Here is a 24,895-nt window from a genome sequence, read left to right on the forward strand (position 1 = left end):
GGGGCCTTCATCGCCTGGCCCCGCCGTATGTTCAGCCTGGATTTTCCCTGGCCAGGCGCGGACCGTACGCCGGATCTGGGTGAGAGGCGGTGGCCGTGCGCCACCGCGGTGTTCCCCTTCAGAGCTGGTTCTCGCCGCCGTCGACGTAGATGTTGGTGCCGAGAACGTAGCTGCTCTGGTCCGAAGCGAGGAAGGCCACGACGGCGGCGAACTCTTCCGCGCTTCTCCATATTCGCGCGGCAACAGCCCTCTTCACCGCTCCGCTTGGACCACCTCGTCGCCCATCCGTTCGGGCCCTCGGCCATGTCCCGACCCTATACAGCCAGGATTATCCGACACTGCCACACGCTAAAAATCAACAAGTCGCCGGAGCAACTTAATCTTCTCCCAAAGGATGCTTCCGAAGCCACGCCTCACCCTCGGCGCGTTCTCGATCTGGAGTGCGGGGATTGACATTACGCCGCTTAACATAGTCACGAATGATTTGGATCATATGCGGATTTGGAACCGCCAAGACTCCGATCGAATCTTTCCACGTAGTGCCCCGCAGGATAATATTTCCGTCGACCGAAAGCATGACGAACTCAGGCACCCCGGCCGCTGAGCCCAGGACTCCGGACGCGGCGCCGACGCCCATGACGTCCCAATCGCCCGATAGTCGAACTCTCGCCCAGCGCAGGATCGGCGCCGACTCCTCATCGGCGCAATCGACCCCTACGAGGAATTCTCGATCCTCTCCCATGAATCCGGAGTCGATCGCAAGTCGAAGCCACACAGCGTTGGCCTTCTCGATCAGCTGCGGATCGCCCCTGTTTACCGTTTCGTCCCGTCGCCCATCCTCCCGGCGGCAACTGACGGCGAGCCAAGCAGCAGATACCGGCAATTCTTCGTCAGACACTTCCGCTTGGCACCACAGCAATCCTGCTCTGATGAGCGACGCCGCGATCCTCTCTTCGTTCACGGAGTAGCCCTTTCTCCAAATCTCAAGACGATACGGCAGGCATTACGGCGACACCACTAGCGAGGCGTATACGGATAGATCTTGTTATAGTTATGCTCGTTTATCCAGCCAATATCCCCGTACTTGTTAATCAGCACCCGATAGTTGTTACCGCCACCTGGGATGTCATAGATTGCGGCCCCTCCCCACTTCCGAGCGATACTCGGTGGAGTATTCTTCCGTGCCGTGAAAAAGTCAGGATCACCCTCCGGGGTCAACCGCCGAGGACGCCCGTTGTTCAGGATATCATCAACTCCATCATGGACGACATTTGGAATCTTGGGATTGCCGGCTGGGTTCGACGCCTTCCGCGGACAGTTGTGTACGAGGACGGGTGTGGTGCCTGCTTCTACATAGAAGGTGTGAAGCTTGGCGACCGTCAGGTCCCGCACAGCCGGGTGGCCCGGGTATCGGGCAACGCCGATGATATGGACTGACTTACCGGTTGGCATGCGGAGCATGGTTTTGCGGGCTAGGTGATCGGCCCGGATCCAGGCATGGGTCGCGGCGTCCCAGAATTTGTGGTGTTCAGTGGCGGCAATGACGCCGGTCTTGTGACCGCTTTTGCCGTCGGTGTTGACGGTGATCTTCACGAGATGGTCGTAGTCGGTACCGGCAAAGGAAGCAATAACTCTTTCGAGCTTTGTAGCGCCACTCTGGGGATCGGTCGCTACTACCTTATCGCCCACCTTGATATCTTCGATAGCCTTATGCTTTCCGCCGGCAAGCAGGACTTGAGTGTCTGGAGTGAAGCTATTACCGCAATTTTTCGTTGGTACGATCGGAGCGGAGTCGCCAGTAACCTTGCGCAGTGGACGCCCGTCGAAGCCGACGCCCCCTTCGCGGCCGCCGAATAGCATGCCGCCGGAATGCTGCATCGCATACTGGAATCCGCCCGTATCCGATCCGCTGCATGAAATCCCTGCCTGCGCACAGACGGCGTTGCCGAATTTAACGGTTTCCATAGCGATGAGTCCACCACAATGCGCAGTGTCAACCGAGGTATCTACACAGTCCCAGATTCGGTCCATGATGTCGTGATACTGCGGCAACCGTGAAACTATTTGAATGGCGAGACCGATGATGTCCCAGTTGCGCGCAGTCGCGGTACGGATTCCGAGCGGCATCCGCGGGGGGCGAGGATGATAGGTTCCCCCGCAGGTGTCGAATGCTGAGCAGTTTTTTCCGTATGGAGAGTAGTTCGGGTCATCTTTTCCGTTACTTCCTCCACCCATATTGCCGGTACTCCCACAGCCGCCTGCGCCGTTCGGGCAATCGAGTTGGAGACCGTTCGGATCACTTTCGGTTGTGGGATTGTTGTCGCTATAGGCGTAGCCGTTCCATGATTGCGGGTCCGTGAGGTCAAACAGTGGATCGACAGAGATGAATCGACCGATGTCGGGGTCGTATTGGCGGGCTCCGAGGTTAGTCAGGCCAGATGGGTCGATAGTGCCACCGACAAAGCCTTTATCGGTTGGCCAAATACCGGTGGGTGCGCCGCGAAACTGACCGAAGGGTGTGAACCGGCGTTGGGCGAGTGCCTGGCTCGATCCGTCGATGGATAGTTCGGCGCTGCCGTGCGGATCAGACGACTGGAACTGAATGCCGCTCGCCGTACCGACGGCGACCAAGGTTCCGCCGTGGGAGTAGTAGCGGGTGCCGGAGACTTGGCCTGTTGTCTTGTCCAGGCGAAGTTCCATGTTCGGTAGGTAGACGGTGGTGCTGGTGGGGTCGCGGCGTAGGAGTCGGTTTCCGTCGGCGTCGTAGGCGTAGCTTGTGCTGCCGGTGCTGTCGGTGGTGGTGGCGAGATGGTCTTCGGTGTCCCAGGTCAGTGTTTGGTCGGCGTTGCCGATGTCGCGGGTGGTGGTGTTTCCTGCGGCGTCGTAGTCGTAGTTGTCGGTCCGGTCTCCTGCGGCGCCGGTCTGGGTGACCGAGGACAGGCGGTGCTGGCCCTGTCCCGGGTCCGGGTAGTGGTAGGTGCGGGTCGTGTCGGCTGCCACGGCGCCGACGCCGTGTTGGGTCTCGGTGGTGCGGTTGCCGGTGGAGTCGTAGCCGTAGCTGCTCCAATACGGTGCGGGTCCGCCGAGGAGGGTCTTGTCTGGTCCGTCGCTGCACGCGCCGGTCGGGGTCCAGGCTTCGGTGAGGCGTTGGAGGTAGTCGTAGCGGAAGCACTGGTTGTCGGTGCCGACGCGGGACACGTCGGTGATGTTGGTAACGTCACCGGCATCGTCGTAGGCGTAGGTGGCGTCGCGGTCGACGCCGGCGATGTCTTCGCGTTCGGTGCGTGATTCATGCAGTCGCTGGGTGCCGTACTCATACGAGTAGCTCTGCCAGGTCCGCTTGCCGCCCGAGGACAACTCGAGCTGTTGGAGCTGCCCGATCGCCGAGTACGTGGTGTCGGTGACAAGTTTCGTGTTGCCGGTCGTGGTGATCGGCCGGTTGAGATCGTCGTAGGTTTGGGAGACGGTCTCAACGCCCATGCCGGTGGCTTGGGACACCGCCGGGAAGCTGGTGGACTTGACGCTCTCGTCGAGGTTGTAGCGGGTGACGTACTGATAGCTACCCGCGAGTGCTTCTTCTCCGGCGACCGAGGGGATGGTGTAGGTGGTGCGGAGCGGCTGATTGAGGTTGTCGTAAAGGTTGACCGTGGCGACGTAGGCGGCTCCCTCGATGTAGCGAGTTGTGCTGGCCAACTGGCCCCGGCGGGCGGTGTCGTAGGTCCATTTGGTCAGCAGCGGGCCGGTGAGCGAGTCGGCGTGTTCTTCAGTCTTGCGGCCGATCGGATCATAGACGTAGAAGAGCTTCTTGCCGCGGGCGTCCTCGGTCGAGGTGACCTGGTCCAGATCGTTGAAGGTGGTCTTGCTGGTGCCCTTGTCCGGGTCGTCGGTCTGATATTCGCGGCCGCGCAGGTCATAGGTGTGAGTCCACGTGTTGCCGGCGGCGTCGGTCAGCGTCTTGAGTTTGCCCGCCGGGGTGTAGGTGTATTTGGTCGCGGCGTAGTCACCGGTCGGGGTGTCGGCCTTGTACTCGCGTACTTCGGTGGTCTGCCCGCGGGCGTCGGTGATCGTCGTGGTCGGAGTGCCGCCGGCCGGGGGGTCGACGGTGACACGGTCGCCGGAGTAGCTGGTCGTGGTGTGCCACTTCTCCTGACCGAGTCCGCCGCCGGTCAGGAGGGTCTCGGTGGTGACGCGTCCGAGACCGTCATATTCGTAGGCGGTCTGTGTCTCGACGTTGCCTTGCTTGTCGATGCCGAACAGCGTCGCGGAGGGGTCCCCATCAGCCTGGTAGGTCGCGTACGTGCGGGCGGTCTTGCCTTGGGAGTCGTAGAAGGTGTCGCTGACCAACCGGGTGCCGTCCGGGCCGAGGGCCTGGGTCTGGCGTGGGCGCAGGAACCCGTCGTAGTGCTACCCCACCAAAACCGACACCACCTGCTGGAACCGCTGGAGCGACGCCGTCGTAAAAAACCACGCCTCAACCGGCGACGCCCCCATGTACCTCCTCCACTCCCAAGGCGACTTCGTCCCCTCAACCCACTCCAGTGATCTGTGCACCGCACTGAAGGCCAAAAACGTCTCCTGCACCCTCACCGTCGTCACCGGCAGCGGCCACGCCAGCGCCATCCTCAAAATCGACGGCATCCACACCAAAATCCTCAACTGGCTCCAAACCCACGACTAACCAACCTGGCCACCAGCGCTTTCTTACTTAAGCCGCTACCGCTGACGCGAAGAACGCCTGTGGATTGATAGCCAAGCCGGACGTCACCTTCGCGGAGAAAAGCGGCACAGTCGGGCGCGTCGAGGCCGACCAACGCGCCACCCGGCGTGGGACTTGTCGGCGTACAGGTCCGGTCCAGGGGCTGGGAGGAGTCAGCGATGTTCGCTTGGCCCGCGGTAGCCGATGGCCAGGATATGTGCGCTCGCGGCGATGATTGCTGGGTCGGTTTCCGTGAGACGGGCAGCTGTGGATGCGGAACTGAACAACGGGGAGTCGGTGAGTGAATCTCCGGTGTGGGTCTCGATTCCCTTGAGGACGGGCCAGAGCGGGCCTTCAATGCCGTAGAGGCGGACGTTGGCGAAGCCGGCCTCGGTCATCTCGGAAATGAGCTCTCCGGCCGTGTGGAAGTAGGCGGTGGTGAAACCAAGCGCCGGGTCGTGGTGTCCGCTTTCCAGGATGGCCTGCATCGCTGCGTCCGAGCCGAGTCGGTTGGTGGCAGCGAGATCGAGTAGCGCGGAGTGCCTGCTGATCACGGCAGCAGCCGTCAGGCCGCCAGCGCGAAGGACTCGGCGTGCTTCATGGAGGGCCTGAAGACGGTCGGTCCGGTCAGGCAGGTGGTAGAGCGGGCCGAGCAGGAGAGTTGCGTCGTAGGTCTGATCTGATGCGGTGAGCATGCGGGCGTCACCCACTTCTGTCGTGCATGAGCAGCGTGAGCGCGCCTGCTGAAGGTGACGCTCGACGGGGTCGATCAGGTGGACGGAGTAGCCGTCGGCCATCAGCCATCGGGCGTGGGTGGCGGGGCCGCCTCCGATGTCGAGCACCGAGGCTGGCGCGTCGGGCAGGTGCCGCCGCAGAAGTTCCTGTGTACGGGCGAACTCCAAGACTCCGGAGGCCGCGGAGGACAGGCGGGCGTCCTCGTCATAGCGTGACGTGTAGAACTCGATGATCTCTTTCTTCACCCGAGGTGCTTCCATCGCGAGATCATCACAGCTCAGACCGATCACCGCATCAGCTTTTCAACCCGGATGGCACTCAGCTCTCCATCACAGCGACAAGGGCTGTCAATACACCGCCGCTTAACCCAGCGCCTCACCGACGCCGGCCTCGGCGGGTGGCGTGACTGACGCGGCATGAATTACGGGCTGACTTTACGTCCGTGGCCGATGGCGCGGCAGCTGGAGGTGGGGTTGAGGATGGCGGCGACGTCTTCGGCGGCTTGGCGGGCCAGGTCGGGCAGGACGGAGGTGTAGGTGTCGGCGGCGATGGTGATGGAGGACAGGCCGAGGGTTTCTTGGATCATTTTCCACCTGACTCACCACCACCGGCGTTGCGGACCTGACGGTCAGCTTCGCCCAAGCGGAGACGCTAAGGCTCTTGGCGCTGTCAACGACGGCCCTGAGGTCGCCAGATATCCCGTCGAGCCGTTCAGCCGGACCACCTTGCCGGCCTTGCCCGTGGCGCCGAACATCACCCCGCCGTGCGCCCCCGCCGGATACCCGCCCATCGCGTCCTCAGCCCGAGCCGCGCCCGCCGCCTCATCCAACTTGCAGTACGCCGTCACTCGCGCGACTCGTCACCGAGGTTAGGCGAGGGGACCACTCACCCTGCTCAGGCCGGGTGAGCGGTCCCCTCACACGATGGCCGGCACCGGGCGCGGCGCCGGCCGCCTTCATCTCAGTGGCGCAGGGCGCTGGTCAGGGACTTGGTGTCCGGGGTGCCCATGCGGACGAACAGCGGCAGGGTGCCCAGGTCCGCCGGGTAGGCCTTCAGGTCGCCGTGGACGACCTTGCCGTGGGCCACGTCGTACCAGGCGCCCGGCGGGAGGTGGACGTCGCGGCTCGTGCCCGCCGACAGCAGCGGTGCGGCCAGCAGCGAGTCGCCCAGGAGCCACTCGTCGCCCACCGTGTACGACGCCTGGTCCGACGGGAAGTCGAAGAACAGCGGCTGCATGATCGGGTCACCCGTTCTCAGCGTGCGCTTCACCTGCCGCTGGATGTACGGCGCGAGGCGCTTGTGCACGTCCAGGGCCTTCGTGTACAGCTTCGCCGTGTCCGCGTCGTAGTCGATCCACTTCTTGTTCACGTAGTCGTAGACACGGATCGGTGACGTGGAGGAGTAGACGAGTGGCATCGCGGCGGCCGCCTGCGCCCAGCGGATGAGCACCTCCTTCGACGGCGGAGGCTCACTCTCCGAGCCGCCGACCATGTCCGTCTCCACGAACGGGTAGCCGATGGTGGAGATGGCCAGGTCCTGGTGGACGGCGGCCTGGAGCGACTTCCAGTCGGTGCCCTTGTCGATCTCCCGGGTCACGAAGCCGTACTTCTGCGACCCGGTCCAGTGGATCCGCACGCCGACGCCCTGCTGGTCGAACTCGTCGGTGAGCTGGGCGCCCAGCTTGACGTAGTCGTTCGCGGTGTAGCCGGAGGCGGGGGCGCACGTCTCGTCGTAGAAACGGGTGTCGAACTTGAAGCCGTCCACGCCGTACGTCTGCTGGAGCGCCTTCAGCTGCCCCTCGTACCAGGCGCGGGCGTCGGGATTGCCCAGGTCGACGATGCCCGCCTTGCCGTTCCACCACTGGACCGTGCACGGCTTGGACGGGTCGTCCTTGGACTTCAGCAGGTATCCCTTGTCCGCGGCGACCTTGTAGTTGTCGGCGTCGAGGTTGATCCACAGGGTCACCCAGAGGCCGAACTTGTAGCCCAGCTTGTGCACCTCGTCGGACATGGCCTTCGGGTCGGGGAACTTGCCGTTGAAGGTGAAGTCGCCGTAGTGGCTCATCCAGCCGTCGTCGAGCGACATCGTGTGGCCGGGCACGCCGGCGTCGTGCAGGCGGTGGACGTAGTCCAGGAAGCTCGCCTGGTCCACGTTCGTGTAGAACTGCGCCCAGGAGTTCCACAGCGGGGTCTCGTACTGGTACGGCTCCGCGTCGCTCTTGGCCGGCTTGCCGGTGACGCCGATGTAGTCGTCGTAGACCGCCTTGGGCGTCTTCTCCACGAAGAAGGTGGCGGCGAGGCTCGGCGTCCCGGTCACCTCCATGCCGGCGACGCCGGGCGTGTCCTTGCCGAGGGAGACCTTCATCAGGTCCTGCGTGTCGAACCAGATGCCGGCCGCCGACTGGGTGAACCAGAACGGGTCCACCATCTGGTACGACGCGGGTCCGAACGCGTCGTCGGCGACCTTGCCCGAGTCGAGCGGCCAGGGCTGGTCGGTGTACGGGCCGCCGGCGTCGGTGCTCGCCTCACCGTGCCCGTACCAGTGCCCGGCGGAGCCCATGGCGAAGCGCATGCCGGTGGACTCCGGTGTCACGCCCCGGACCGTGCTGTCCAGCCGGTACCGGTCGGCGGACGGGGTGATCTTCACCGCCAGCGTCGCGGCGGCGTCGGTCGTGCCCACCTGGAGGGTCAGCGCGCCGTGGGACCAGCGCGCCCCGCGCACGTCGGTGGCGGTGACCCGGCCGTCCGGGCCGGAGAAGCCGAGGGCGTCGGTGTTCGTGGTGGCCAGCACCGTACGGCCGGCGCGGCGGGTCGTGATCTGGAACTTCCGCTTGGCCACGACCACCTGGTAGGCGGGCGTGGTCAGCGTGATGGTGCTCGCGCCGTCGCGGTACTTCACGGCGGGCTCGGCGGAGGCCGCACCCGCGGTGAGAGAGGTCGCGACGAGCACGAGGGCGGCGAGAGGAGGGAACAGTCGGCGGGATCTCAGCGCGATCACCTCGCGTGGTCAGGGGAGCCGAATGGAAGCCGGGTCGGCGAGCGGTCCAGCGTGCTCCCCGCCGGACTGCTCATTCTTGCGCACTACTGCGGGATACTGCGCATGAACGAGCGCTACGTCAAGATCTTCCCCATGATGACCCGCCGGCGACCGGCCGGGCCCTGACGTACGGTGGCGCGCCCCTCACCGATCCGTCATGCTGATGGCGGGATCCTCGTGAAGGAGCCGCGATGGCGCACGGGCAGGGTTCCGGGCCGCGACCGGAGCACGAGACATCCACGAACGCGGCCTTACCGGGCGGGACGAACAAGCGCCGCCGATGGCAGCCGGACAAGGCGCAGACGCTGCTCGTCGCGGTGATCGGGGCGATCGCGACGATCGTGGCGGCGCTGATCGGGATCGTGCCCCACGGCGATGACTCCGGGCCGTCCGCACCCGGCGAGACGCCCCGGCCGGCGACCTCCGCCGCGCCCGTACTCGCCATCACGTCCTGGACCGAGGACGAGCTTCCTCCGCACGGAAGGTCGTTCACGTTCGCCGGGACCGTACGCGGCGTCGGGTCCGGCGATTTCGCCGTGTACGTCGTCGCCCAGACCGCGCCGGTGCGCGCCACCGAGCCGGTGCCGGTGCTCTCCTCACCGACGGGTCGCCATCCGTCGCCGCCGGTGGTGTACCAGGAGCACTGGCTCGTGTCACCGCCCGCCCGGCTCGAGTCCGACGGCTCGTGGCGGGTCGAGCGCTGGGACGTGCCCGACCCGCCACGGCACGCCCACTGGCTCGCGGTCGTCCAGCTGACCGGCCGGGTACCGGACAACCGCGACCCGTCCCTGGAGTCGAATGGCCCGGACGCCGGCGGGGTGGTGGCGACCGCCACGCCGCGGCCACACTGACGTGCCGCCCGGCGCTCACCGGCGGGTGTAGTGCGCGATGATCACGCCCTTGGTGGTCGTGACGCTGCCGGTCAGCGCGAACTCGGCCGGCGGGGCGGAGCCGTCGAACAGCCGCTTGCCACCTCCCAGGGTCAGCGGGTGGATCAGCAGCGTGTAGCGATCGATCAGGCCGGCGGCGTGCAGGCTCCGGACCAGCGAGGCGCTGCCGTTGATCGACAGGTCGCCGCCCGGCCGGGCCTTCAGCTCGGCCACCGTCTCGACGGCCTCGCCGCGCAGCAGGATCGAGTTCTGCCAGGCGTCGGCGTTCTCGAGCGTTCTCGACACGACGTACTTCGTGGCCGCGTTCATGTGCGCGGTGAACGGGTTGCCGTCGGTCGCGCGTCCCCACGCGGTGGTGAAGTCCTGCCAGGTCGAGCGCCCGAACAGCATGTCGCCGGGCTTGGCCATGCCCTTGGCCAGCTCGCGGCCCATCACGTCGTCGTTGTACCGCGGGCCCCAGCCCCCGTGGGCGAAGCCGCCGCTGGTGTCCTCATCCGGGCGGCCGAGTCCCTGCACCACTCCGTCGAGGGTGACGAACATCGTGGCGGTGATCGAACGCATCGCACCTGGCCCCTTCGTGCCGCGGGCCGCCCTGCGCGGCCCCATCACCCTGTACACGAACGACCGCCGGCGAATTCGACACCGCCACGAGATCTCGCCGTCGACGGTGCGGTCGCCGCCCTGTCCGGTACGTGACGCGCACCGGCCGGTCACTGGGGGCCGGAGAGCCCGGACGCCCGCGGCGTGGTCGCGACCGCCACGGCGCGGGCACACGGGCTCACGCGTGCCGGTGGGCGCTCCAGCGGCCGACGACGAGGCCGGCCAGGCCGGCGAGCACGGCGGTGACGGCGGGGACCGCGGCGCGGCGCAGCACGGGGACGACCACCGTCGCGGCGAGGTCGAGGCTCTCCCCCGGCCCGTCGGCGACCGGCGCGGGCGCGGCCGTCGTCCCCTCCCGTGCCATCGCCTCAAGCCGGCTCGCGAACTGGGCCATCAGCGCGGCGCTGACCTCGCTGAACAGGCTGCGGCCGAACTGGGCGGCCCGGCCGCTGATCGAGAGTTCGGTGGCGACCTCGACGCGGGTACCGTCGCCGTCCGGATGCAGCGTCGCGGTCACCGTGGCGGCGGCGGTGCCGGCGCCGCGCTCCTCGCGGCCCCGCGCCTCGATGACGCCGCGGTGGCCGACGTCGTCGCGCTCGACGAAGCGGGCGGTCCCCCGGTAGCGGGCCGTGATCGGGCCGATCTTGGTGGACAGGCCACCCCGGTACTCGCCGTCGACGACGTCGTCCAGGTGCGCACCCGGCAGGCAGGGCGCGATCCGGGGCAGGTCGGTCAGCAGCTCCCAGGTCCGCTCGACCGGCAGCGGTACGCGGAAGGTGTTCTCGAGTCTCATCGCCCGCCCTCCGAGCTCACGGTCTCGTGCGGCCAGTACGGCGCGCGGTCCAGCGTGCGGCTGTGCATCTCCGCGACGATCTTTCCGTCCGCCTCGCTCTCCGCCTTCACCCGCTGCCAGTCGGGGTCGGCCTGGAACGCGGCCCACGCCGCGCGCTGGGCGTCGGCGTCCGGGAAGGCCAGCAGGTAGACGACGCGGTCGCGGTCCGCACGGTCGGTCCAGAATCCGGCGACCCGCATCCCGTGCCGGGCGAACAGGCCGAGCGTGTGGTCCGCGAAGCGCGCGTGCAGCGCGTCGGCGCGGCCGGGCACGGCCACGTACTCACGTAGTTCGTAGATCAATTCAGTTCTCCTCGGGTACGGCACGGCGGCAGGCGGCGCTGATGGCGCGGGTCAGCAGGGTGCCGGCCACGTCCCTTCGGTAACCGGCGGTCGCGTGCAGGTCGTCGCTCGGCGTGACGGTGTCGCGGACCGCGTCGGCGGCGCGGGCCAGCTCGGCGGGCTCCGGCGGGCGCCCGCGGAGCAGCTCCTCCGCTTCGGTGGCGCGGTACGGCGTCGGCGCCACGCCGGTCAGGCAGACCCGTACGTCGGCGAGCAGGCCATCGTCCAGGGTGACCTGCGCGGCCACGCCGACCAGCGCGAAGTCGCCGCGCCTGCGCCCCACCTCCTCGAATGCGGCGCCGGTGCGCGGGGCGGCACGTGGGAAGCGGACCGCCACGAGCAGCTCGTCCGCCTCCAGGTCGGTGGTGAGGTGGGTGCGGAAGAAGTCCCGGGCCGCGATCTCGCGTCGCCCGCGCGGCCCGGCGGCGACGAACACCGCGTCGAGCGCCCGGGCGACGGCCGGCAGCTCGGCGGCCGGGTCCGCGTGCGCGAGGCTGCCGCCGACGGTGCCCCGGTTGCGGATCGGCGGATGGGCGATGTTGGGGAACGCCGCGGCGAGCAGCGGGGCGTGCGCCGCGACGGCCGGGGACGCCTCGGCCCGCGCCTGGACGACCATGGCGCCGACCACCAGTTCGTCGCGCGTACGCCGCAGCTCGGCCAGTGCCGCGATCCGCCCGAGGTCGACCAGGTGCTCCGGGCGGGCGAGCCGGAAGTTCAGCAACGGCAGCAGGCTCTGGCCGCCCGCCAGCACCTTGACGTCCGCGGAGTGCTCGGCGAGCAGCGCGACCGCCTCGTCCGTCGTGGCCGGGCGGTGCAGCGTGAAGTCGACCGGCTTCATGACGACAGGAGCCGCGCGACGGCGCCGCCCAGGATCTCGGACCGATCGCCGTCCTTCAGCTCCGCCCGGTCGACCACCTGGCGCGGCGTGAGGTCGCCGATCGGGAAGGGGTAGTCCGAGCCGAGCAGGACGCGCTCGGCACCGACCTTGCCGACGAGGAACTCCAGCGCGGCCGGGTCGAACACGACGCTGTCGAAGTACAGCCGGCCGAACGACTCCAGCGGGTCGGCGGTGCCTTCCGGGTTGATGAGGTGGTTGCGGACCAGCCGGCCGAGAACGTACGGCAGGGCGGCGCCGCCGTGCGCGACGACGATCCGCGCACCCGGGTGCCGCGCCGGGACGCCCGCGTACAGCAGCCGCGCGAGCGTCACGGTGCTGTCCTCCAGGCGGGCCAGCCCGTTGACCAGCCCGAAGTCCTGGTACCGCGCGCTGGCGCCGCCGAAGCCCGGATGCAGCAGGACGACCGCGCCGGTCGCGTCGGCGGCCTCCCAGAACGGGGTGAAGGCCGGGTCGTCGAGTTCACGCCCGCCCGCCCGGGTGGCGATCATGACGCCGGGCAGGCCGGCGGCGCGGCAGGCCGCGAGCGCCTCGGCCGCGCGTCCGGGGTCCTGCAGCGGCACCGTGCCGAGCCCGACGAGCCGGTCGTCGGCGCCGGCCACCTCGCCGATCGCCTCGGTCAGGCAGGTGGACCAGTCGGCGCCCTCGTCGGCGGGCAGGTCGTAGCCGAAGATGTCGAGCCAGCCGCCGACGACCTGGCGGCCGACACCCTGCTCGGTGAGCCAGTTCCGGCGCCGCTCCAGGTCGACGAGGCCGGGTGCGATCGGACGGGTGGGCGTTCCGCCGGCGAAGCTGACGACGTGCGTGGCCTCGTGCGGGCGCACCTCGACATGCGGGAACCGCACGCGGCCCGCGGCCAGATCCTCCAGCAGCCTGCGGGGCACGAGGTGTGCGTGGATATCGGTCACCGGCATATCGGTCATTTCTCTCCTTGTTCTTCGGTCGCCCGCAGCGCCGACCAGACGTCGCTCGGCTTGATGGGCAGTGCGTGGATCGGTGGTGCGCCGCGCGCGGCGAGCGCGTCGTTGACAGCGCCGGCCACGGCGGCGGGAGCGCCCATGTAGCCGGCCTCCCCGGCGCCCTTCTGCCCCAGGCTGGTGAACGGCGACGGGGTGCAGTGCTCGGCGTCGGCGATGTCGGGGACCTCGTGGGCGCTGGGCAGCAGGTAGTCCATGAAGGACGTGGTGAGCGGCTGTCCGTCCGGGCTGAAGGCGAACTGCTCGTACAGCGCGACCCCGATTCCGTGCGCGGTGCCGCCGTACACCATCCCGCGTACGACGTCCGGGTTGATCACGGTGCCGCAGTCGTGCGCGATGAAGTAGCGGTCGAGTTCGACCCGGCCGGTGCCCGGGTCGATCACCGCGAGCACCAGGTGGGCCTCGAACGAGTAGCAGGGGTAGAGCTGCACGGTGCCGTCCGGAGCGGCGAGGGTGCCGGACCGCGGCGTGTGCGCCACGTGGACGACCTCCAGGCCGGGCTGGATCCCCGGCGGCATCCGGTGCTGTTTCCGGTGGGCGATCACGGCGATCTCCCGCCAGCCGAGCCGCCGGTCCGGGTCCGTACGGACGAACACCTCGCCGCCGTCGTACCCGACCTCATCGGGCGACACGCCGAGGTTGTGCGCGCCGATCGCGGCGACCTTGGCCTTCAGCTCGTCGGCGGCGCCGCGGATCGCCTGCCCGAGGACGATCGTCATCCGGCTGCCCACCGGACTCTGGGAGGGCATCCCGGTGAGCGAGTCGGCCCGGATCACCGCGATCGTCCGCGGGTCGCGGCCCAGCTCCTCCCCCACGAGGGTGGAGACCATCGTGTCGTGGCTCTGGCCGGCGGAGGAAATACCGATGACCGCGGTGACCTGGCCGTCGGCGTCGACGCGGAGCCGGCAGCCCTCCGGGAAGGTCGTCTTGTCATTGGACGGGTTCATGACGTTCTCGAAGATGGCGTTGCCGCCGCCGGGCTCCAGGCACGTCGCGACGCCGATGCCGGCCAGGCGCCCGGAGGCGCGGATCTCGTCGCGGCGGGCCTCCAGCGCGGCCAGGTCGGCGAGCGCCTCCGCCTTGTCGAGCACGGCCGGATAGTCCCCGGAGTCGTACTCGGTGCCGCTGGGAATCCGGTACGGGAACTCCTCCGGCTGGATGAAGTTGCGGCGCCGCAGCTCCAGGCGGTCGACGCCCAGGTCACGCGCTGCCGCGTCCACCGCGGCCTCGATCGCGTAGTTCGTCGGCGACTGGCCGAACCCGCGCACCGCCACCTGCCCGGTCTTGTTCGTCACGACGGCGGTGGCGTTGTAGGCGACGCCGCCGATCCGGTACGGGCCGACGATGGCGCCGATCGGCTTGGCGAGCTGGAGCGGCGACCGGCCGGGGTAGGCGCCCTCGTCGTCGATCACGTCGATGCGGATGCCGGTGAAGACGCCGTCGGCGGTGTAGGCGAGCTCGACGTCGAAGATCCGGTCGGGACCGTGGAAGTCGCCGCCGTGCATGTTCTCGGTGCGGTCCTCGATGAGCTTCACCGGCACGCCGAGCATCCGCGACAGGTAGCCGGTGAGCACGCCGTGCTTGATGCCGCGCTTGACGCCGTAGCTGCCGCCGACGTCGACGTCGAAGTGCACGCGCACCTGGTTCGTGGGGATGCGCAGGGCGTGCGCGAGCTGGTCGGGGAACTGCGGCATCTGGATGGAGGCCCAGACGTCGAGCAGGTCGCGCGTCCGGTCCCAGGAGGCGACCACGCCGAAGGTCTCGATCGGCACCGTGGAGTTGCGGTTCCAGCGGCACCGGACGCGGGACGTGCCAGCGGCCTGTTCGAACGCCGCGTCCACCTCGCCCCACCGGAACTCCCGGTGCGCCATGACGTTCGTGCCGTGGGCCGGGTGGACGAGCGGCGCGTCGGGGGCCGCCGCGACCTCGGGGTCGAGCACCGCCTCCAGCGGCTCGTAGTCGACGGAGACGAGCTCGGCCCCGTCCTCGGCGACCGCCCGGGACTCGGCGACCACGGCGGCCACCCACTCCCCGGCGTACCGGGTCTCCTCGACGGCGAGCGGCCGCCACTGGACCTCCGGAACCGCGAGGTACTGGCGCAGTGGATCGGTGTCCTTGGCCAGCTCGGCGCCGGTCAGCACGGCGACTACGCCGTCCAGCGCGAGGGCCTCCGACGCGTCGACGCCGGTGATGCGGGCGTGCGCGTACGGGCTGGTGACCAGGCCGACGTGAAGGGTGCCCGGCGGCGTGATGTCGGCGACGTAGCGTCCCCGGCCCGTGACGAAACGCCGGTCCTCACGGATGTTCCCCGGCCGGGACACCCAACGGTAGGACTCACTCATGCGGCACGGCCTCCTCCGCGAGCGTCCGCGCGGCGCGTTCGACCGCCGCGCGGATCTGTACGTAGCCGGTGCAGCGGCAGATGTTGCCGCCGAGCGCCTCGTCGATCGCCTCGCGGGAGGGGTCGGGGTCGGCGTCCAGCAGCGCCTGCGCGGCCAGCACCATGCCGGAGGTGCAGTAGCCGCACTGCAGGGCGTGGGTCTCGCAGAACGCCTCCTGCACCGGGCTCAGGGCGTCCGGCCCGCCGACGCCCTCGATCGTGGTGACCTCGCGCTCCTCGGCCTGGACCGCCAGCACGATGCAGGAGCGGACCGGCGCGCCGTCGAGCAGCACCGTGCAGGCGCCGCAGACGCCCTGCTCACAGCCCAGATGTGTGCCGGTCAGGCCCAGGGTGTCGCGCAGGAAGTCGGCGAGGCTCGTCCGCGCGGGCGCCGTGCCGCGGCGCTCCTCGCCGTTGACGACCAGGGAGATCTCATGTCGGCTGCCCACGTCAGCTCCTTCCGTCGGCGAAGCAGGCCACCAGGCGCGTGAACTCCGCGGGGTTCTCCAGGTTGGACAGGTGGCCCGCGCCGGGCACCTCGGCGAGCTCGGCGCCCTCGATGCCGGCGGCGATCCGCTCGGACAGCGCGCGCGGCGTCTTGCGGTCCCGGTCGCCCCACAGCACCAGCGTGGGTGCCCGGACCGCGCCGAGCCGGTCCTCCACCCGGGCGCCGAAGCAGGCGCGTGCGGTCGCCGCGTACGCCTCGGCGTCCATGCCGGCGATGGCGGACCGCACCACCTCGGCTCCCGGCGGCAGCGGCGAGACCGTGAAGGTGTCCGCGACGTAGGTGTCGGCGAGCGCGGCGGTGCCCTCCGACAGCGCCTGCCCGGCCAGCCCCTCGGCCTTGGCCGTGGCGACCTCCGGGTCGAGGGCGGCGAAGCTGTCGGCGACGACGAGCGCGGACACCCGGCCGGGGTGCGCGGCGGCGTACGCGATGGCCTGGATGCCGCCGAGGGAGAGCCCGACGAGCACGGCCCGCCGTACGCCGGCGGCGTCCAGAACGCCGTCCAGGTCGGCCACCCAGTCGCCGACGGCCGGCGGGCCGGTCCAGGCGGAGCCGCCGTGCCCGCGGCTGTCCGGCAGGACCACCCGGTGCCGGGTCCCCAGCGCCTCGGCCTGGTCGCGCCACATCCGGTGGTCGGTGCCGAGGCTGTGCAGGAACACCACGGCCGTGTCGCCGTCGGGCCCGGCGCTCACGTGGTTCAGCACCGTCACTCCGCGCCGCCTTCGGGGGTCATGCCGGCCAGCACCCGCGCGCGCAGCGCCTCCAGCGCGGCCGGGTCCGGGTCGGAGGGCACGGCGATGTCGTCGGCGAGGTGTCCGGGTGGGCGCAGCACGAGGATGCGGCTGCCGAGCGTCAGCGCCTCGGCGAGCGAGTGCGTGATGACGACGCCGGTCTTGCCGCCTTCGCGTACCAGGTCGACGAACTCCCGCCGCAGCCCCTGTGCGGTGATCTCGTCGAGCGCGGAGAACGACTCGTCGCACAGGATGATCTCGGGGTCGACGGAGAAGGCGCGCGCCAGCGAGACGCGTTGCCGCTGCCCGCCGGAGAGCTGGTGCGGATAGGCGTTCTCCCGCCCGGCGAGGCCGAGGCGCGCCAGCCAGTCGCGTGCGCGGTCCTGCCACTGGTCCTTGGGGATCCCGGCGAACCGCATCCCGATACAGACGTTCTGCAGGGCGGTACGCCACGGCAGCAGGCGCGCGTCCTGGAACACCACCGCCACACGGCGGCGGAACCAGTCGAACTCCGCGTACGGGTCGTGCCCCGCGACGCGTACCGTGCCCTCGCTGGGCGGGAACAGGCCGAGGATCAGGTTGAACGTGGTCGACTTGCCGCAGCCGGTGACACCGACGACGCTGACCAGCTCGCCCTCTTCGATGCCGAAGGTCAGGTCGTGCACCGCGCGGTGGTCGACGAAGGCCTTCTCGACGCCGGTGAACTCGATGACGGGCATGGCGATCAGCCCTTCTGTGACGGGGTGGTGACGGACGCACGGGTGTGGCCGGCGGCGGACGGCCGGTAGCGCAGCGCCCACGTCTCGACGAGTTCGACGACTCCCTGGACGATCAGCATGCAGACGGCGAGCAACAGGGTCCACGAGACCACCGACGCCATGTCGAACAGCTGCTGCGCGGTCAGGAGCTGCGCGCCCACCCCGACGGTCGCGCCGACCAGCTCGGCGACCAGCACCATCCGGATGCCGAGCCCGAGGTTGACCTTCCACGCGGTGAAGATCCCCGGCGTGATGGCCGGCAGGGTGAGCTCGCGGAACAGCGCCCACCGGCCCGGCCGGAAGGACCGCGCCATGTCGCGCAGCTCGGCGGGCACCGCCCGATAGGAGTCGTACGTCTGCAGCACGAACCCCGGCAGCGTGACGACGAACATCACGAACCAGATCCGGAACTCCACGTTGGCGAACCAGATCACCGCGATGATCACCCAGGACAGGGACGGGATGCCCTGGACGAAGCGGACCGGCGGCAGCAGGTAGCGGGCGGCGAACCGACGGCCGCCCATGAGAAGGCCGAGTGCCAGCCCGACGACGAAGGACGCGGCCAGCCCGGCGAACACGCGCAGCAGCGTCGTGAAGAGGCTGCGCAGCGAGTCGCCGGAGGTGAGGATGTCGCCGAGCTCGCGGGCGACGCTGGAGATGCTCGGCACGTCGTACTCGGGCGTGAAGCGCGACACGATCGCCCACACCGCGAGCAGAACGACGATCAGGATCGGCATGCTCGGGTCGCGGAACCGGCGCCGGGCGGGTCGGGAGTCGGTGGTGGAGGCCGCCTGGGGCGGCGGCGTGACGGTTGAGGTGGCCATCAGAGCCCCCGGTAGACGATTCCGGCAGGTGGATTCTTGGTCAGGTAACCGGTCTGGCGTCCGGCGTCGAACACGGCGCCGATGCCGGCGGTGAGCTGGGCGGCGGGCCGTACGTTGAGGCGCAGGCGTGCGTTGTCCTCGATGAGCGCCTGGATCGTGGCGGGCTTGCCCTTGGGGATCGCGGCGGCGATGGCCTTGGCGGCCTTCGCCGGCTCGCGCCGGGTGAAGGTGGCGGCGTCGGAGTAGATCTTGTAGAGGGTGGCGACGGCGTCCGGGTGGGACCGCGCCCACGCCGAGTGGGCGGCCAGGCCGAGGTAGGGCATCTGGTCGGTGCCGAACGCCCGCTGCCAGTTGGGCAGGCCCAGGTCCAGGGTGCGGATGCCGGGTTTGGCGTGCCGCAGCGAGGAGTAGGCGGGCTCCCAGATCTCGGTGGCGTCGGCCCGTCCCATGAGTGCCATGGTCGACAGGCCGGCGGTGGTCTGGTTGAGCAGCTCGACCTTGTACAGGTCGAGCCCGGCCTGGCGGGCGAACCACTCGAACATCGCGTGGTTCGTCGTGCCGGTCGCCGCGGCGAGGCTGTGGCCGCGCAGGTCCCCCAGGCCGCGGATGGCGGGGTCGGAGGTGACGACCGCGGTGAAGTAGTCGAACAGGTTGAACAGGTAGCTCACGGCGACGCCGCGTTCGGTGCGCAGCGCCTCCGACAGCAGCGCGGCGCTGGCGCCGACCTCGTAGTGCCCGGAGGCGAACTCGGTGTTGTAGTTGTCCGGGGTGGCGTAGGCGTAGGAGACACGCAGGTTGTGCGCGACGTCGATGCCCTGGCTCTTGATCACGGCCGGGAGGAAGGCGCCGAGCGAGGGAGCACGGAACGCCAGGATCCGGATCGAGGCCCGGCCGTCCGAGGCGACGGTCAGGCCCTCGGCCGAGCCGCAGCCGGCCGCGGCGAGCGCCATCGCCGACAGGCCGCCGCCGAGCAGGGTCCGGCGGGTCACGGACGGGTTCCGCGGGGGGATCATCACGGCTCCTCGGGGGTCTCAGGCGTCATGCCGGGCGGCGGTGACCAGCGACGCCGGGCCGCCCAGCGCCCGTGAGACGGCGACGGCCGTGGCGACCGTACGGTCGCGGAGCTCGGGGAAGCGGTCGGAGCCGAAGCGCTGCTCGGGCAGGCAGATGCCGACCGAGGCCACGACCCTCCCGGTGTGGTCGCGGATCGGCGCGGCGACACCGCCGACCCCTTCGCGGTAGCTGCCGTGGTTGACCGCGTGTCCCTCGTCGCGGACGGCCGCCAGGAGATCGGCGAGCGCGGCCGGATCGGTCACCGAGTCGGCGGTGTAGGCCGGCAGGGGGCCGGTCAGGACGCGTTCGATCTCCTCGGCGGGCTCGAAGGCGAGCAGCGCCCGGCCGGTGGCCACGCACGTGGCCGGGCAGCGGCGGCCCACGTAGGACTTGGCCACGACCGGCTGGCGGCTCTCCAGCTTCTCGATGTAGACCACGTCACCGTGGTCGTAGACCGCGAGGTGGATCGTCTCCCCGGTCTCCTCGTTCAGCTGCGCGAGGAGGGGAGCGGCGACGGCGCGCATGTCGAGGTTCTGCACCCACATGCTGCCGAGCTCGAAGCAGCGGACGCCGGCCGAGTAGAGGGACGTCCGCGGCTCCTGGGTGACGTAGCCCCGCGCCTGGAGCGTGGACAGCAGACGGTGGATCGTGGCCTTCGGCCCGCCGACCTCGTCGACGATCTCGGCGAGCCGCCGCGGACCTCCGGAGCGTACGAGCAGCTCAAGGATGTCGAGCGAGCGTTCGAGCTGAGCGCTGCCCATGGAGTTGAACCCTTGTTCCATAAGTAACTTGTAGTTGGAACGCAGGTCCAATGTCAATGGGTGTAACAACACAAAACCGCCCTGCCCGGCACGAACCGGACAGGGCGGGTGGATGGATCGGTCAGTCGGACAAGCCGAGGTCGCGGGCGTCCTCGCGCAGCTCTGGTGCGCCCTCGACGCCCGCGCTCTCCAGCTCGTGCGCGAGCTCCTCCAGCTCCGCGCCGCCCGCCATCTCCGCGGTCAGCTCGGCGAGGGTGATGTCCTCTTTGGTGTGGTATCCGAGGGTACGACCACGCTTGAGCAGCAAAAACCGGTCTCCCACCGGATACGCGTGGTGGGGGTTGTGAGAGATGAAGATGACGCCGAGACCGCGTTCGCGCGCCTGGGCGATGTAGCGGAGCACGACGCCCGCCTGCTTGACGCCGAGCGCGGCGGTCGGCTCGTCCAGGATCAGCACCTTCGCGCCGAAGTACACCGCGCGGGCGATCGCGACGCACTGGCGCTCGCCGCCCGACAGCGTGCCGATCGGCTGGTCGACGTCGCGCAGGTCGATCCCCATGTCGAGGAGTTCCCGCTTGGCCGTCGACCGCATGAACGAGATGTCGAGCCGCTTGAACGGACCGACGCCGGTGCGCTTCTCCGAGCCGAGGAAGAAGTTGCGCCACACCGGCATGAGCGGCACGACGGCCAGGTCCTGGTAGACCGTCGCGATGCCGCGTTCGAGCGCCTCGCGGGGCGAGCCGAACGAAACCCGCTCGCCCTCGACCCGGAACACGCCCTCGTCGTGCCGGTGCAGGCCGGCGACGATCTTGATCAGCGTGGACTTGCCCGCGCCGTTGTCGCCGAGCACGCAGGTGATCTCGCTCGCGCTCACCTCCAGGTCGATGTCGCGCAGCGCGATGATGTTGCCGTACCGCTTACCGACGGCCTCCAGCTCGACCAGCGGCGTACCCGCGCCCACCGCGACGTCCTCGCTCGCTGCGGCGTCCTCGCTCGTGCTCATGATTCGCTCACCCACCTCACTCGCTCCACGGACGGCCTCGTACCTCGACCGGCCGCTCCGCTCGCTGCGGTGTGCTCGCTCATTTCCCTGCCTCCGCCCGGCGACGTACGACCAGGTTGACCACGGTGGCGGCGAGCAGCATCGCGCCGAGGAAGAACTTGAACCAGTCCGGGTTCCACTCGGCGTACACGATGCCGTTGCTCGTCATGCCCCAGATGAAGGCCCCGATGGCCGCGCCGATCGCCGAGCCGTACCCGCCGGTCAGCAGGCAGCCGCCGACCACCGCGCAGATGATGTAGAAGAACTCGTTGCCGACGCCCTCGCCGGACTGCACGGACTTGAAGTTGAACAGGATGTGCATCCCGTAGAACCACGCCGTGAAGGACACGCCCATGAACAGGGCGATCTTCGTCCGGGTGACCGGCACGCCGACCGCGCGGGCGCTGGCGGCCGACCCGCCGACCGCGAAGATCCAGTTGCCCGAGCGGGTGCGCAGCAGCAGCCACGTCGCGATGGCCACGAACACGATCCACCACAGCACGCTGATGTTCACGTGGACGCCGCCGATCGTGAAGTCGCGGGCGAACACGTCGCGGGCCTGAGTGAACCCGTCCATGTCCTCGATCGACGGCGTCGCGACGTTGTGCGTGATCAGCTTGGTGAAGCCCAGGTTGAGGCCGGCCAGCATGAAGAAGGTGCCGAGCGTCACGATGAAGCTCGGCAACCCGGTCTTGACGTACAGCAGGCCGTTGAGGAAGCCGAGCGCCAGGGTCACCACGAGGGAGACCGCCACGCCCACCCAGACGTTCAGCGTGAGCTCGTAGCTGAACATCGACGCGATCAGCGCGGAGGAGGTGACCATCACCCCCGCGGACAGGTCGAACTCCCCGCCGATCATCAGCAGCGACACCGACACGGCCATGATGCCCATCGACGCGCTGGAGTACAGCACGGTCGAGAACGACGAGGCGCGCAGGAACGCGTCGGCGACCAGGGAGAAGAAGACGAACAAGACGATGGCGCCGATGAGGGAGCCGATCTCCGGCCGCCCCAGCAGCTTGCGGAACGACGAGCGTGCCGCGAGGCGCTCGTCCACGGCGGGCGCGGGCGGTGCGATGGTCATGAATCCTCCTTCGTCGGAGGGAGTGACCACAGGGGCGCGCCTTCGATTCCCTCGCTTCGCTCGGTCATGATTCCTCCTTCGTCGGAGGATGTGACCACAGGGCCGCGCCTTCGATTCCCTCGCTTCGCTCGGTCATGTGTACGCGGTCTCCTTATCGGGTGCCTCGGTCCGCGTACGGTGCGACGGCGTCCGCGTTGGACTTGTCGACGATCGCCGGCCCGGTGAGCACCGGCTGGCCGCCGCCGAGGATGTCGCCGTTGCGCTTGTACAGCCACAGCTCGTCGACGGCCTCGTAGCCCTGCAGGTACGGCTGCTGGTCGACGGCGAACTGGATGCGGCCGTCCTTGATCGCCGACACCAGGTCCTTGTTCATGTCGAACGTGGCGACCTTGGCCTTGCTCCCGGCGCCCTTGGCGGCGTCGACGGCGGTCAGCGCGATCTGGGCGTTCAGGGCCAGGATGCCGTCGATGCCCTTGTCGGCCTGGAGCTTGGCGGTCACCGCCGACTTCACCTGCGGCATGTTCGCGCCCTGCACGAAGAGGTTCTGCATCTGGCCGGAGAAGGTCTTCTTCGCGCCGGCGCAGCGGGCCTCGAGGCCGACGTTGCCCTGCTCGTGGATCAGGCAGACGGCCTTCTTGATCCCGGCCTTGTTGAGCTGCTCACCGGCCGCCTGACCGGCGATGCTCTCGTCCTGGCCGAAGTGGGCCAGCGCGCCGAACTTGGCGGACTCCTCCGCGCCGGAGTTGATCGTCACGACCGGGATCTTGGCCGCGACGGCCTTGGCGACGACGTCCTTGAGCGCGTCCGGCTTGGCCAGCGTGACGATGATGCCGTCGACGTGCTGGTCGATGTAGGACTGCACGAGCTGCGCCTGCTTGCCGCCGTCCGGGTCCGCGGCGTACAGGAACTGCACGTTGTCCTTGGCGGACGCCGACTGCGCCCCCTTCTGCACGATGTCCCAGAACGCGTCGCCCTGAGCCGAGTGCGTGACCATGGCGATCTTGAGCCGGGGACCGCCGCTGCCGCTCAGTGCCTTGGTCGCCTGTTCGTCGGCCTTCTTCCCACCCGAACTGCTGCACGCGCTCAGCGCCAGCAGCCCGGCCAGGGCCGCGGCGATCAACGTCCGCTTCATGACTCTCGGTCTCCTCTCGGGGGCACGCATCGACCGCGGCACCGACCGCGTGGGGCGTGCGCCGAGGGTGCGACGCCCCGGGGGGTACGGTCCAGCCGCGGCTGGCGTGAGGGTACCGGCTCCGCCGGGCGCCGGACCAGCGCAGACCGTCTCTGTTCGGTTACGAGGGACTGATCGGATCTAACGAGATAATTCCGCTGGAGGCGATGGGCCATGGAGGATGACGCGAGGCGTCACGACCTGCGCGCCGGTTTCGACCGCGCGGCAGAGGACTACCAGCGCACGAGGCCGGTATGCCCGCCCCGGCTGTTCGACGACCTGATCGACCGCGCCGGGCTCGAGGCGGGCGACCGGGTGGTCGAGATCGGCTGCGGTACGGGGCAGGCGACCGTGCCGCTCGCCCGGCGCGGCCTGGCCGTCACCGCCGTCGAGCCGGGCGGTGAGCTGGCCGTCGTCGCCCGCCGTCGGCTGGCCGGATTCCCCACCGCCGAGGTGGTGACCTGCTTGTTCGAGGACTGGCGGCCGCCGGACGACGCGCCGATCGAGGCGGTGGTGGCCGTGAACTCCCTGCACTGGATCGACCCGGCGCTCCGTTACGCCAAGCCGCACGCGCTGCTGCGCCCCGGGGGCGCCATGGCCGTGGCCGAATGCCGGTGGGCCCGGCCGGCAGACGCCGAACCCTTCTGGACGGAGGTGCAGGAGGACTACCGGGCCGTGGAGTTCGAGGGCAGCCCTCCGCCGCCGCCGGAACGGATCGGTCCGTGGCACTTCCCGCCCGAGGCGCGGGGTCTCTTCGAGGAGACGGCGAGCCTGCGCTACCCCTTCCAGGTCCGCTACAGCGCCGATGACCACCTCACCAACCTGGCGACCCAGTCCGGCGTCCAGGCGCTCGGCGAGGCGCGGCGCGCCGAGTTCCTCGCCCGCGTACGGCACCGGCTGGAGTCGCTCGGCCGGCCGACGCTCACCGCCACGTTCGTCGGCCGCCTGACCGTCGGACGGCGGGCGTGACGCCGGACCCGGAACGCCTCAGCCGTGGGGCAGCGACGCGAAGAGCGCCGACCTCGCGGCGCCTGAGGCGAAGTAGCCCCGCAGGGTTCCGTTGCCGAGGGTTCCGCAGCCGTCGCTGATCGAGGCCACCAGGTCGGGAGCGTCGGTGTATCCGGCGATCAGCGAGGTGTGCCGCATGGTCGCCAGCAGGGGGCACCCGTGATCGCCGGGTTTCAACGGGACTCTCACCCCCTGCACCACACGAGCGATGCCGCGGTGATCGACCGAGAGGCCCGACCGCAGCCTCAGGTTCCATCCGGTGCTCTCCGAGCCCCTGTAGCGACAGATGACGAGGCTCCGCGGGGTTCCGGGAATGAGCTGCTTCGCGTCGGCCGCGCGATATCGGCTCTGCTCTCTCACCCGTCCCTCCGGCAGCGGGGTCCGGGGACAGCCCGCGGCGCCGGAGTGTCCGAGCACGCCGATCGTGACGACGAACCCGGCCGCCACGGTCAGGCACAGCGCGATGACGAGCGTCCGGTTCCGCGGTAAGCGGGGCCGCCTGCGGCGGACGGCGCGCGCCGGGGCGGCGTCCACGCCCCGGTGGACGCCGTCCCGACGGGACTGTTCAGGATCCAT

Annotated in this window: 25 protein-coding genes; 2 read left to right on the forward strand and 23 right to left on the reverse strand. The window is 69.4% G+C overall.

Annotated features, from left to right (window positions below; translation table 11 throughout):
- Positions 1-118: 118 nt before the first annotated feature.
- From ABEA10_RS17380 to ABEA10_RS17410, 7 genes are all read right to left on the reverse strand, one after another.
- Positions 119-256, reverse strand: a complete 138-nt coding sequence (locus ABEA10_RS17380; protein WP_345464802.1) for an SDR family oxidoreductase — start codon at positions 254-256, stop codon at positions 119-121.
- A gap of 120 nt (positions 257-376) precedes the next feature.
- Complete coding sequence (locus ABEA10_RS17385; protein ID WP_345464803.1) at positions 377-961, reverse strand: hypothetical protein; 585 nt, start codon at positions 959-961, stop codon at positions 377-379.
- A gap of 56 nt (positions 962-1,017) precedes the next feature.
- Positions 1,018-4,344: an RHS repeat-associated core domain-containing protein gene (locus ABEA10_RS17390; RefSeq protein ID WP_345464805.1), complete on the reverse strand. Its 3,327-nt coding sequence runs from the start codon at positions 4,342-4,344 to the stop codon at positions 1,018-1,020.
- Positions 4,345-4,404: 60 nt separating this feature from the next.
- Entirely contained in the window at positions 4,405-4,638 is a 234-nt protein-coding gene (locus ABEA10_RS17395; protein WP_345464807.1) for a hypothetical protein, read from the reverse strand.
- 231 nt (positions 4,639-4,869) lie between these two features.
- On the reverse strand, positions 4,870-5,721 hold the full coding sequence (locus tag ABEA10_RS17400) for a class I SAM-dependent methyltransferase (RefSeq protein WP_345464809.1): 852 nt from the start codon (positions 5,719-5,721) through the stop codon (positions 4,870-4,872).
- Positions 5,722-5,852: 131 nt separating this feature from the next.
- Positions 5,853-6,017 carry a hypothetical protein gene (locus ABEA10_RS17405; protein WP_345464811.1) on the reverse strand — a complete coding sequence of 55 codons (165 nt, stop codon included), beginning with the start codon at positions 6,015-6,017 and terminating at the stop codon, positions 5,853-5,855.
- A 374-nt stretch (positions 6,018-6,391) separates the two neighbouring features.
- Positions 6,392-8,428, reverse strand: coding sequence for a glycoside hydrolase family 31 protein (locus tag ABEA10_RS17410; RefSeq protein ID WP_345464813.1), 2,037 nt, complete (start codon positions 8,426-8,428; stop codon positions 6,392-6,394).
- Positions 8,429-8,658: 230 nt separating this feature from the next.
- Here ABEA10_RS17410 and ABEA10_RS17415 point away from each other — a divergent pair, with 230 nt between their 5' ends.
- Complete coding sequence (locus ABEA10_RS17415) at positions 8,659-9,318, forward strand: hypothetical protein (protein WP_345464815.1); 660 nt, start codon at positions 8,659-8,661, stop codon at positions 9,316-9,318.
- A 15-nt stretch (positions 9,319-9,333) separates the two neighbouring features.
- On the opposite strand, the gene ABEA10_RS17420 is transcribed toward ABEA10_RS17415, so the two are convergent.
- The 15 genes from ABEA10_RS17420 to ABEA10_RS17490 all read right to left on the reverse strand — a co-directional run bounded on the left by ABEA10_RS17420 (position 9,334) and on the right by ABEA10_RS17490 (position 23,272).
- On the reverse strand, positions 9,334-9,918 hold the full coding sequence (locus ABEA10_RS17420; RefSeq protein WP_345464817.1) for a dihydrofolate reductase family protein: 585 nt from the start codon (positions 9,916-9,918) through the stop codon (positions 9,334-9,336).
- Positions 9,919-10,135: 217 nt separating this feature from the next.
- Entirely contained in the window at positions 10,136-10,750 is a 615-nt protein-coding gene (locus ABEA10_RS17425) for an SRPBCC family protein (protein ID WP_345464819.1), read from the reverse strand.
- Positions 10,747-11,091, reverse strand: coding sequence for an NIPSNAP family protein (locus tag ABEA10_RS17430; RefSeq protein WP_329239211.1), 345 nt, complete (start codon positions 11,089-11,091; stop codon positions 10,747-10,749). Before ABEA10_RS17430 ends, ABEA10_RS17425 begins: the two co-directional genes overlap by 4 nt.
- Before the next feature lies 1 nt (position 11,092).
- Positions 11,093-11,968 carry an FAD binding domain-containing protein gene (locus ABEA10_RS17435; protein WP_345464825.1) on the reverse strand — a complete coding sequence of 292 codons (876 nt, stop codon included), beginning with the start codon at positions 11,966-11,968 and terminating at the stop codon, positions 11,093-11,095.
- Positions 11,965-12,948, reverse strand: coding sequence for an amidohydrolase family protein (locus ABEA10_RS17440; RefSeq protein WP_345464827.1), 984 nt, complete (start codon positions 12,946-12,948; stop codon positions 11,965-11,967). Before ABEA10_RS17440 ends, ABEA10_RS17435 begins: the two co-directional genes overlap by 4 nt.
- Positions 12,945-15,344 carry a xanthine dehydrogenase family protein molybdopterin-binding subunit gene (locus ABEA10_RS17445; RefSeq protein WP_345464829.1) on the reverse strand — a complete coding sequence of 800 codons (2,400 nt, stop codon included), beginning with the start codon at positions 15,342-15,344 and terminating at the stop codon, positions 12,945-12,947. The genes ABEA10_RS17440 and ABEA10_RS17445 overlap by 4 nt, the downstream gene beginning before the upstream one ends.
- Positions 15,337-15,831 carry a (2Fe-2S)-binding protein gene (locus tag ABEA10_RS17450; protein ID WP_345464831.1) on the reverse strand — a complete coding sequence of 165 codons (495 nt, stop codon included), beginning with the start codon at positions 15,829-15,831 and terminating at the stop codon, positions 15,337-15,339. Before ABEA10_RS17450 ends, ABEA10_RS17445 begins: the two co-directional genes overlap by 8 nt.
- A gap of 1 nt (position 15,832) precedes the next feature.
- Positions 15,833-16,591, reverse strand: coding sequence for an alpha/beta fold hydrolase (locus ABEA10_RS17455; RefSeq protein ID WP_345464833.1), 759 nt, complete (start codon positions 16,589-16,591; stop codon positions 15,833-15,835).
- A gap of 2 nt (positions 16,592-16,593) precedes the next feature.
- Entirely contained in the window at positions 16,594-17,337 is a 744-nt protein-coding gene (locus tag ABEA10_RS17460) for an ABC transporter ATP-binding protein (RefSeq protein ID WP_345464835.1), read from the reverse strand.
- Between the two features lie 5 nt (positions 17,338-17,342).
- Positions 17,343-18,200: an ABC transporter permease gene (locus ABEA10_RS17465; RefSeq protein WP_345464837.1), complete on the reverse strand. Its 858-nt coding sequence runs from the start codon at positions 18,198-18,200 to the stop codon at positions 17,343-17,345.
- On the reverse strand, positions 18,200-19,213 hold the full coding sequence (locus ABEA10_RS17470) for an ABC transporter substrate-binding protein (protein ID WP_345464839.1): 1,014 nt from the start codon (positions 19,211-19,213) through the stop codon (positions 18,200-18,202). The genes ABEA10_RS17465 and ABEA10_RS17470 overlap by 1 nt, the downstream gene beginning before the upstream one ends.
- A gap of 18 nt (positions 19,214-19,231) precedes the next feature.
- The gene (locus tag ABEA10_RS17475) at positions 19,232-20,035 is read right to left on the reverse strand and encodes an IclR family transcriptional regulator (RefSeq protein ID WP_345464841.1); all 804 of its coding nucleotides are present in this window, start codon (positions 20,033-20,035) and stop codon (positions 19,232-19,234) included.
- Positions 20,036-20,135: 100 nt separating this feature from the next.
- Complete coding sequence (locus ABEA10_RS17480; protein ID WP_345464843.1) at positions 20,136-21,017, reverse strand: ATP-binding cassette domain-containing protein; 882 nt, start codon at positions 21,015-21,017, stop codon at positions 20,136-20,138.
- Between the two features lie 79 nt (positions 21,018-21,096).
- Positions 21,097-22,140: an ABC transporter permease gene (locus tag ABEA10_RS17485; RefSeq protein WP_345464845.1), complete on the reverse strand. Its 1,044-nt coding sequence runs from the start codon at positions 22,138-22,140 to the stop codon at positions 21,097-21,099.
- Positions 22,141-22,291: 151 nt separating this feature from the next.
- Positions 22,292-23,272 carry a sugar ABC transporter substrate-binding protein gene (locus ABEA10_RS17490; protein ID WP_345464847.1) on the reverse strand — a complete coding sequence of 327 codons (981 nt, stop codon included), beginning with the start codon at positions 23,270-23,272 and terminating at the stop codon, positions 22,292-22,294.
- A gap of 213 nt (positions 23,273-23,485) precedes the next feature.
- Here ABEA10_RS17490 and ABEA10_RS17495 point away from each other — a divergent pair, with 213 nt between their 5' ends.
- The gene (locus tag ABEA10_RS17495; protein ID WP_345464849.1) at positions 23,486-24,280 is read left to right on the forward strand and encodes a class I SAM-dependent methyltransferase; all 795 of its coding nucleotides are present in this window, start codon (positions 23,486-23,488) and stop codon (positions 24,278-24,280) included.
- 18 nt (positions 24,281-24,298) lie between these two features.
- On the opposite strand, the gene ABEA10_RS17500 is transcribed toward ABEA10_RS17495, so the two are convergent.
- A complete protein-coding gene (locus tag ABEA10_RS17500) occupies positions 24,299-24,895 on the reverse strand; it encodes a hypothetical protein (protein ID WP_345464851.1) in 597 nt (198 codons plus the stop codon).

Source organism: Actinoallomurus oryzae (assembly GCF_039541955.1).
In the GTDB taxonomy this organism is placed as follows: domain Bacteria; phylum Actinomycetota; class Actinomycetes; order Streptosporangiales; family Streptosporangiaceae; genus Actinoallomurus; species Actinoallomurus oryzae.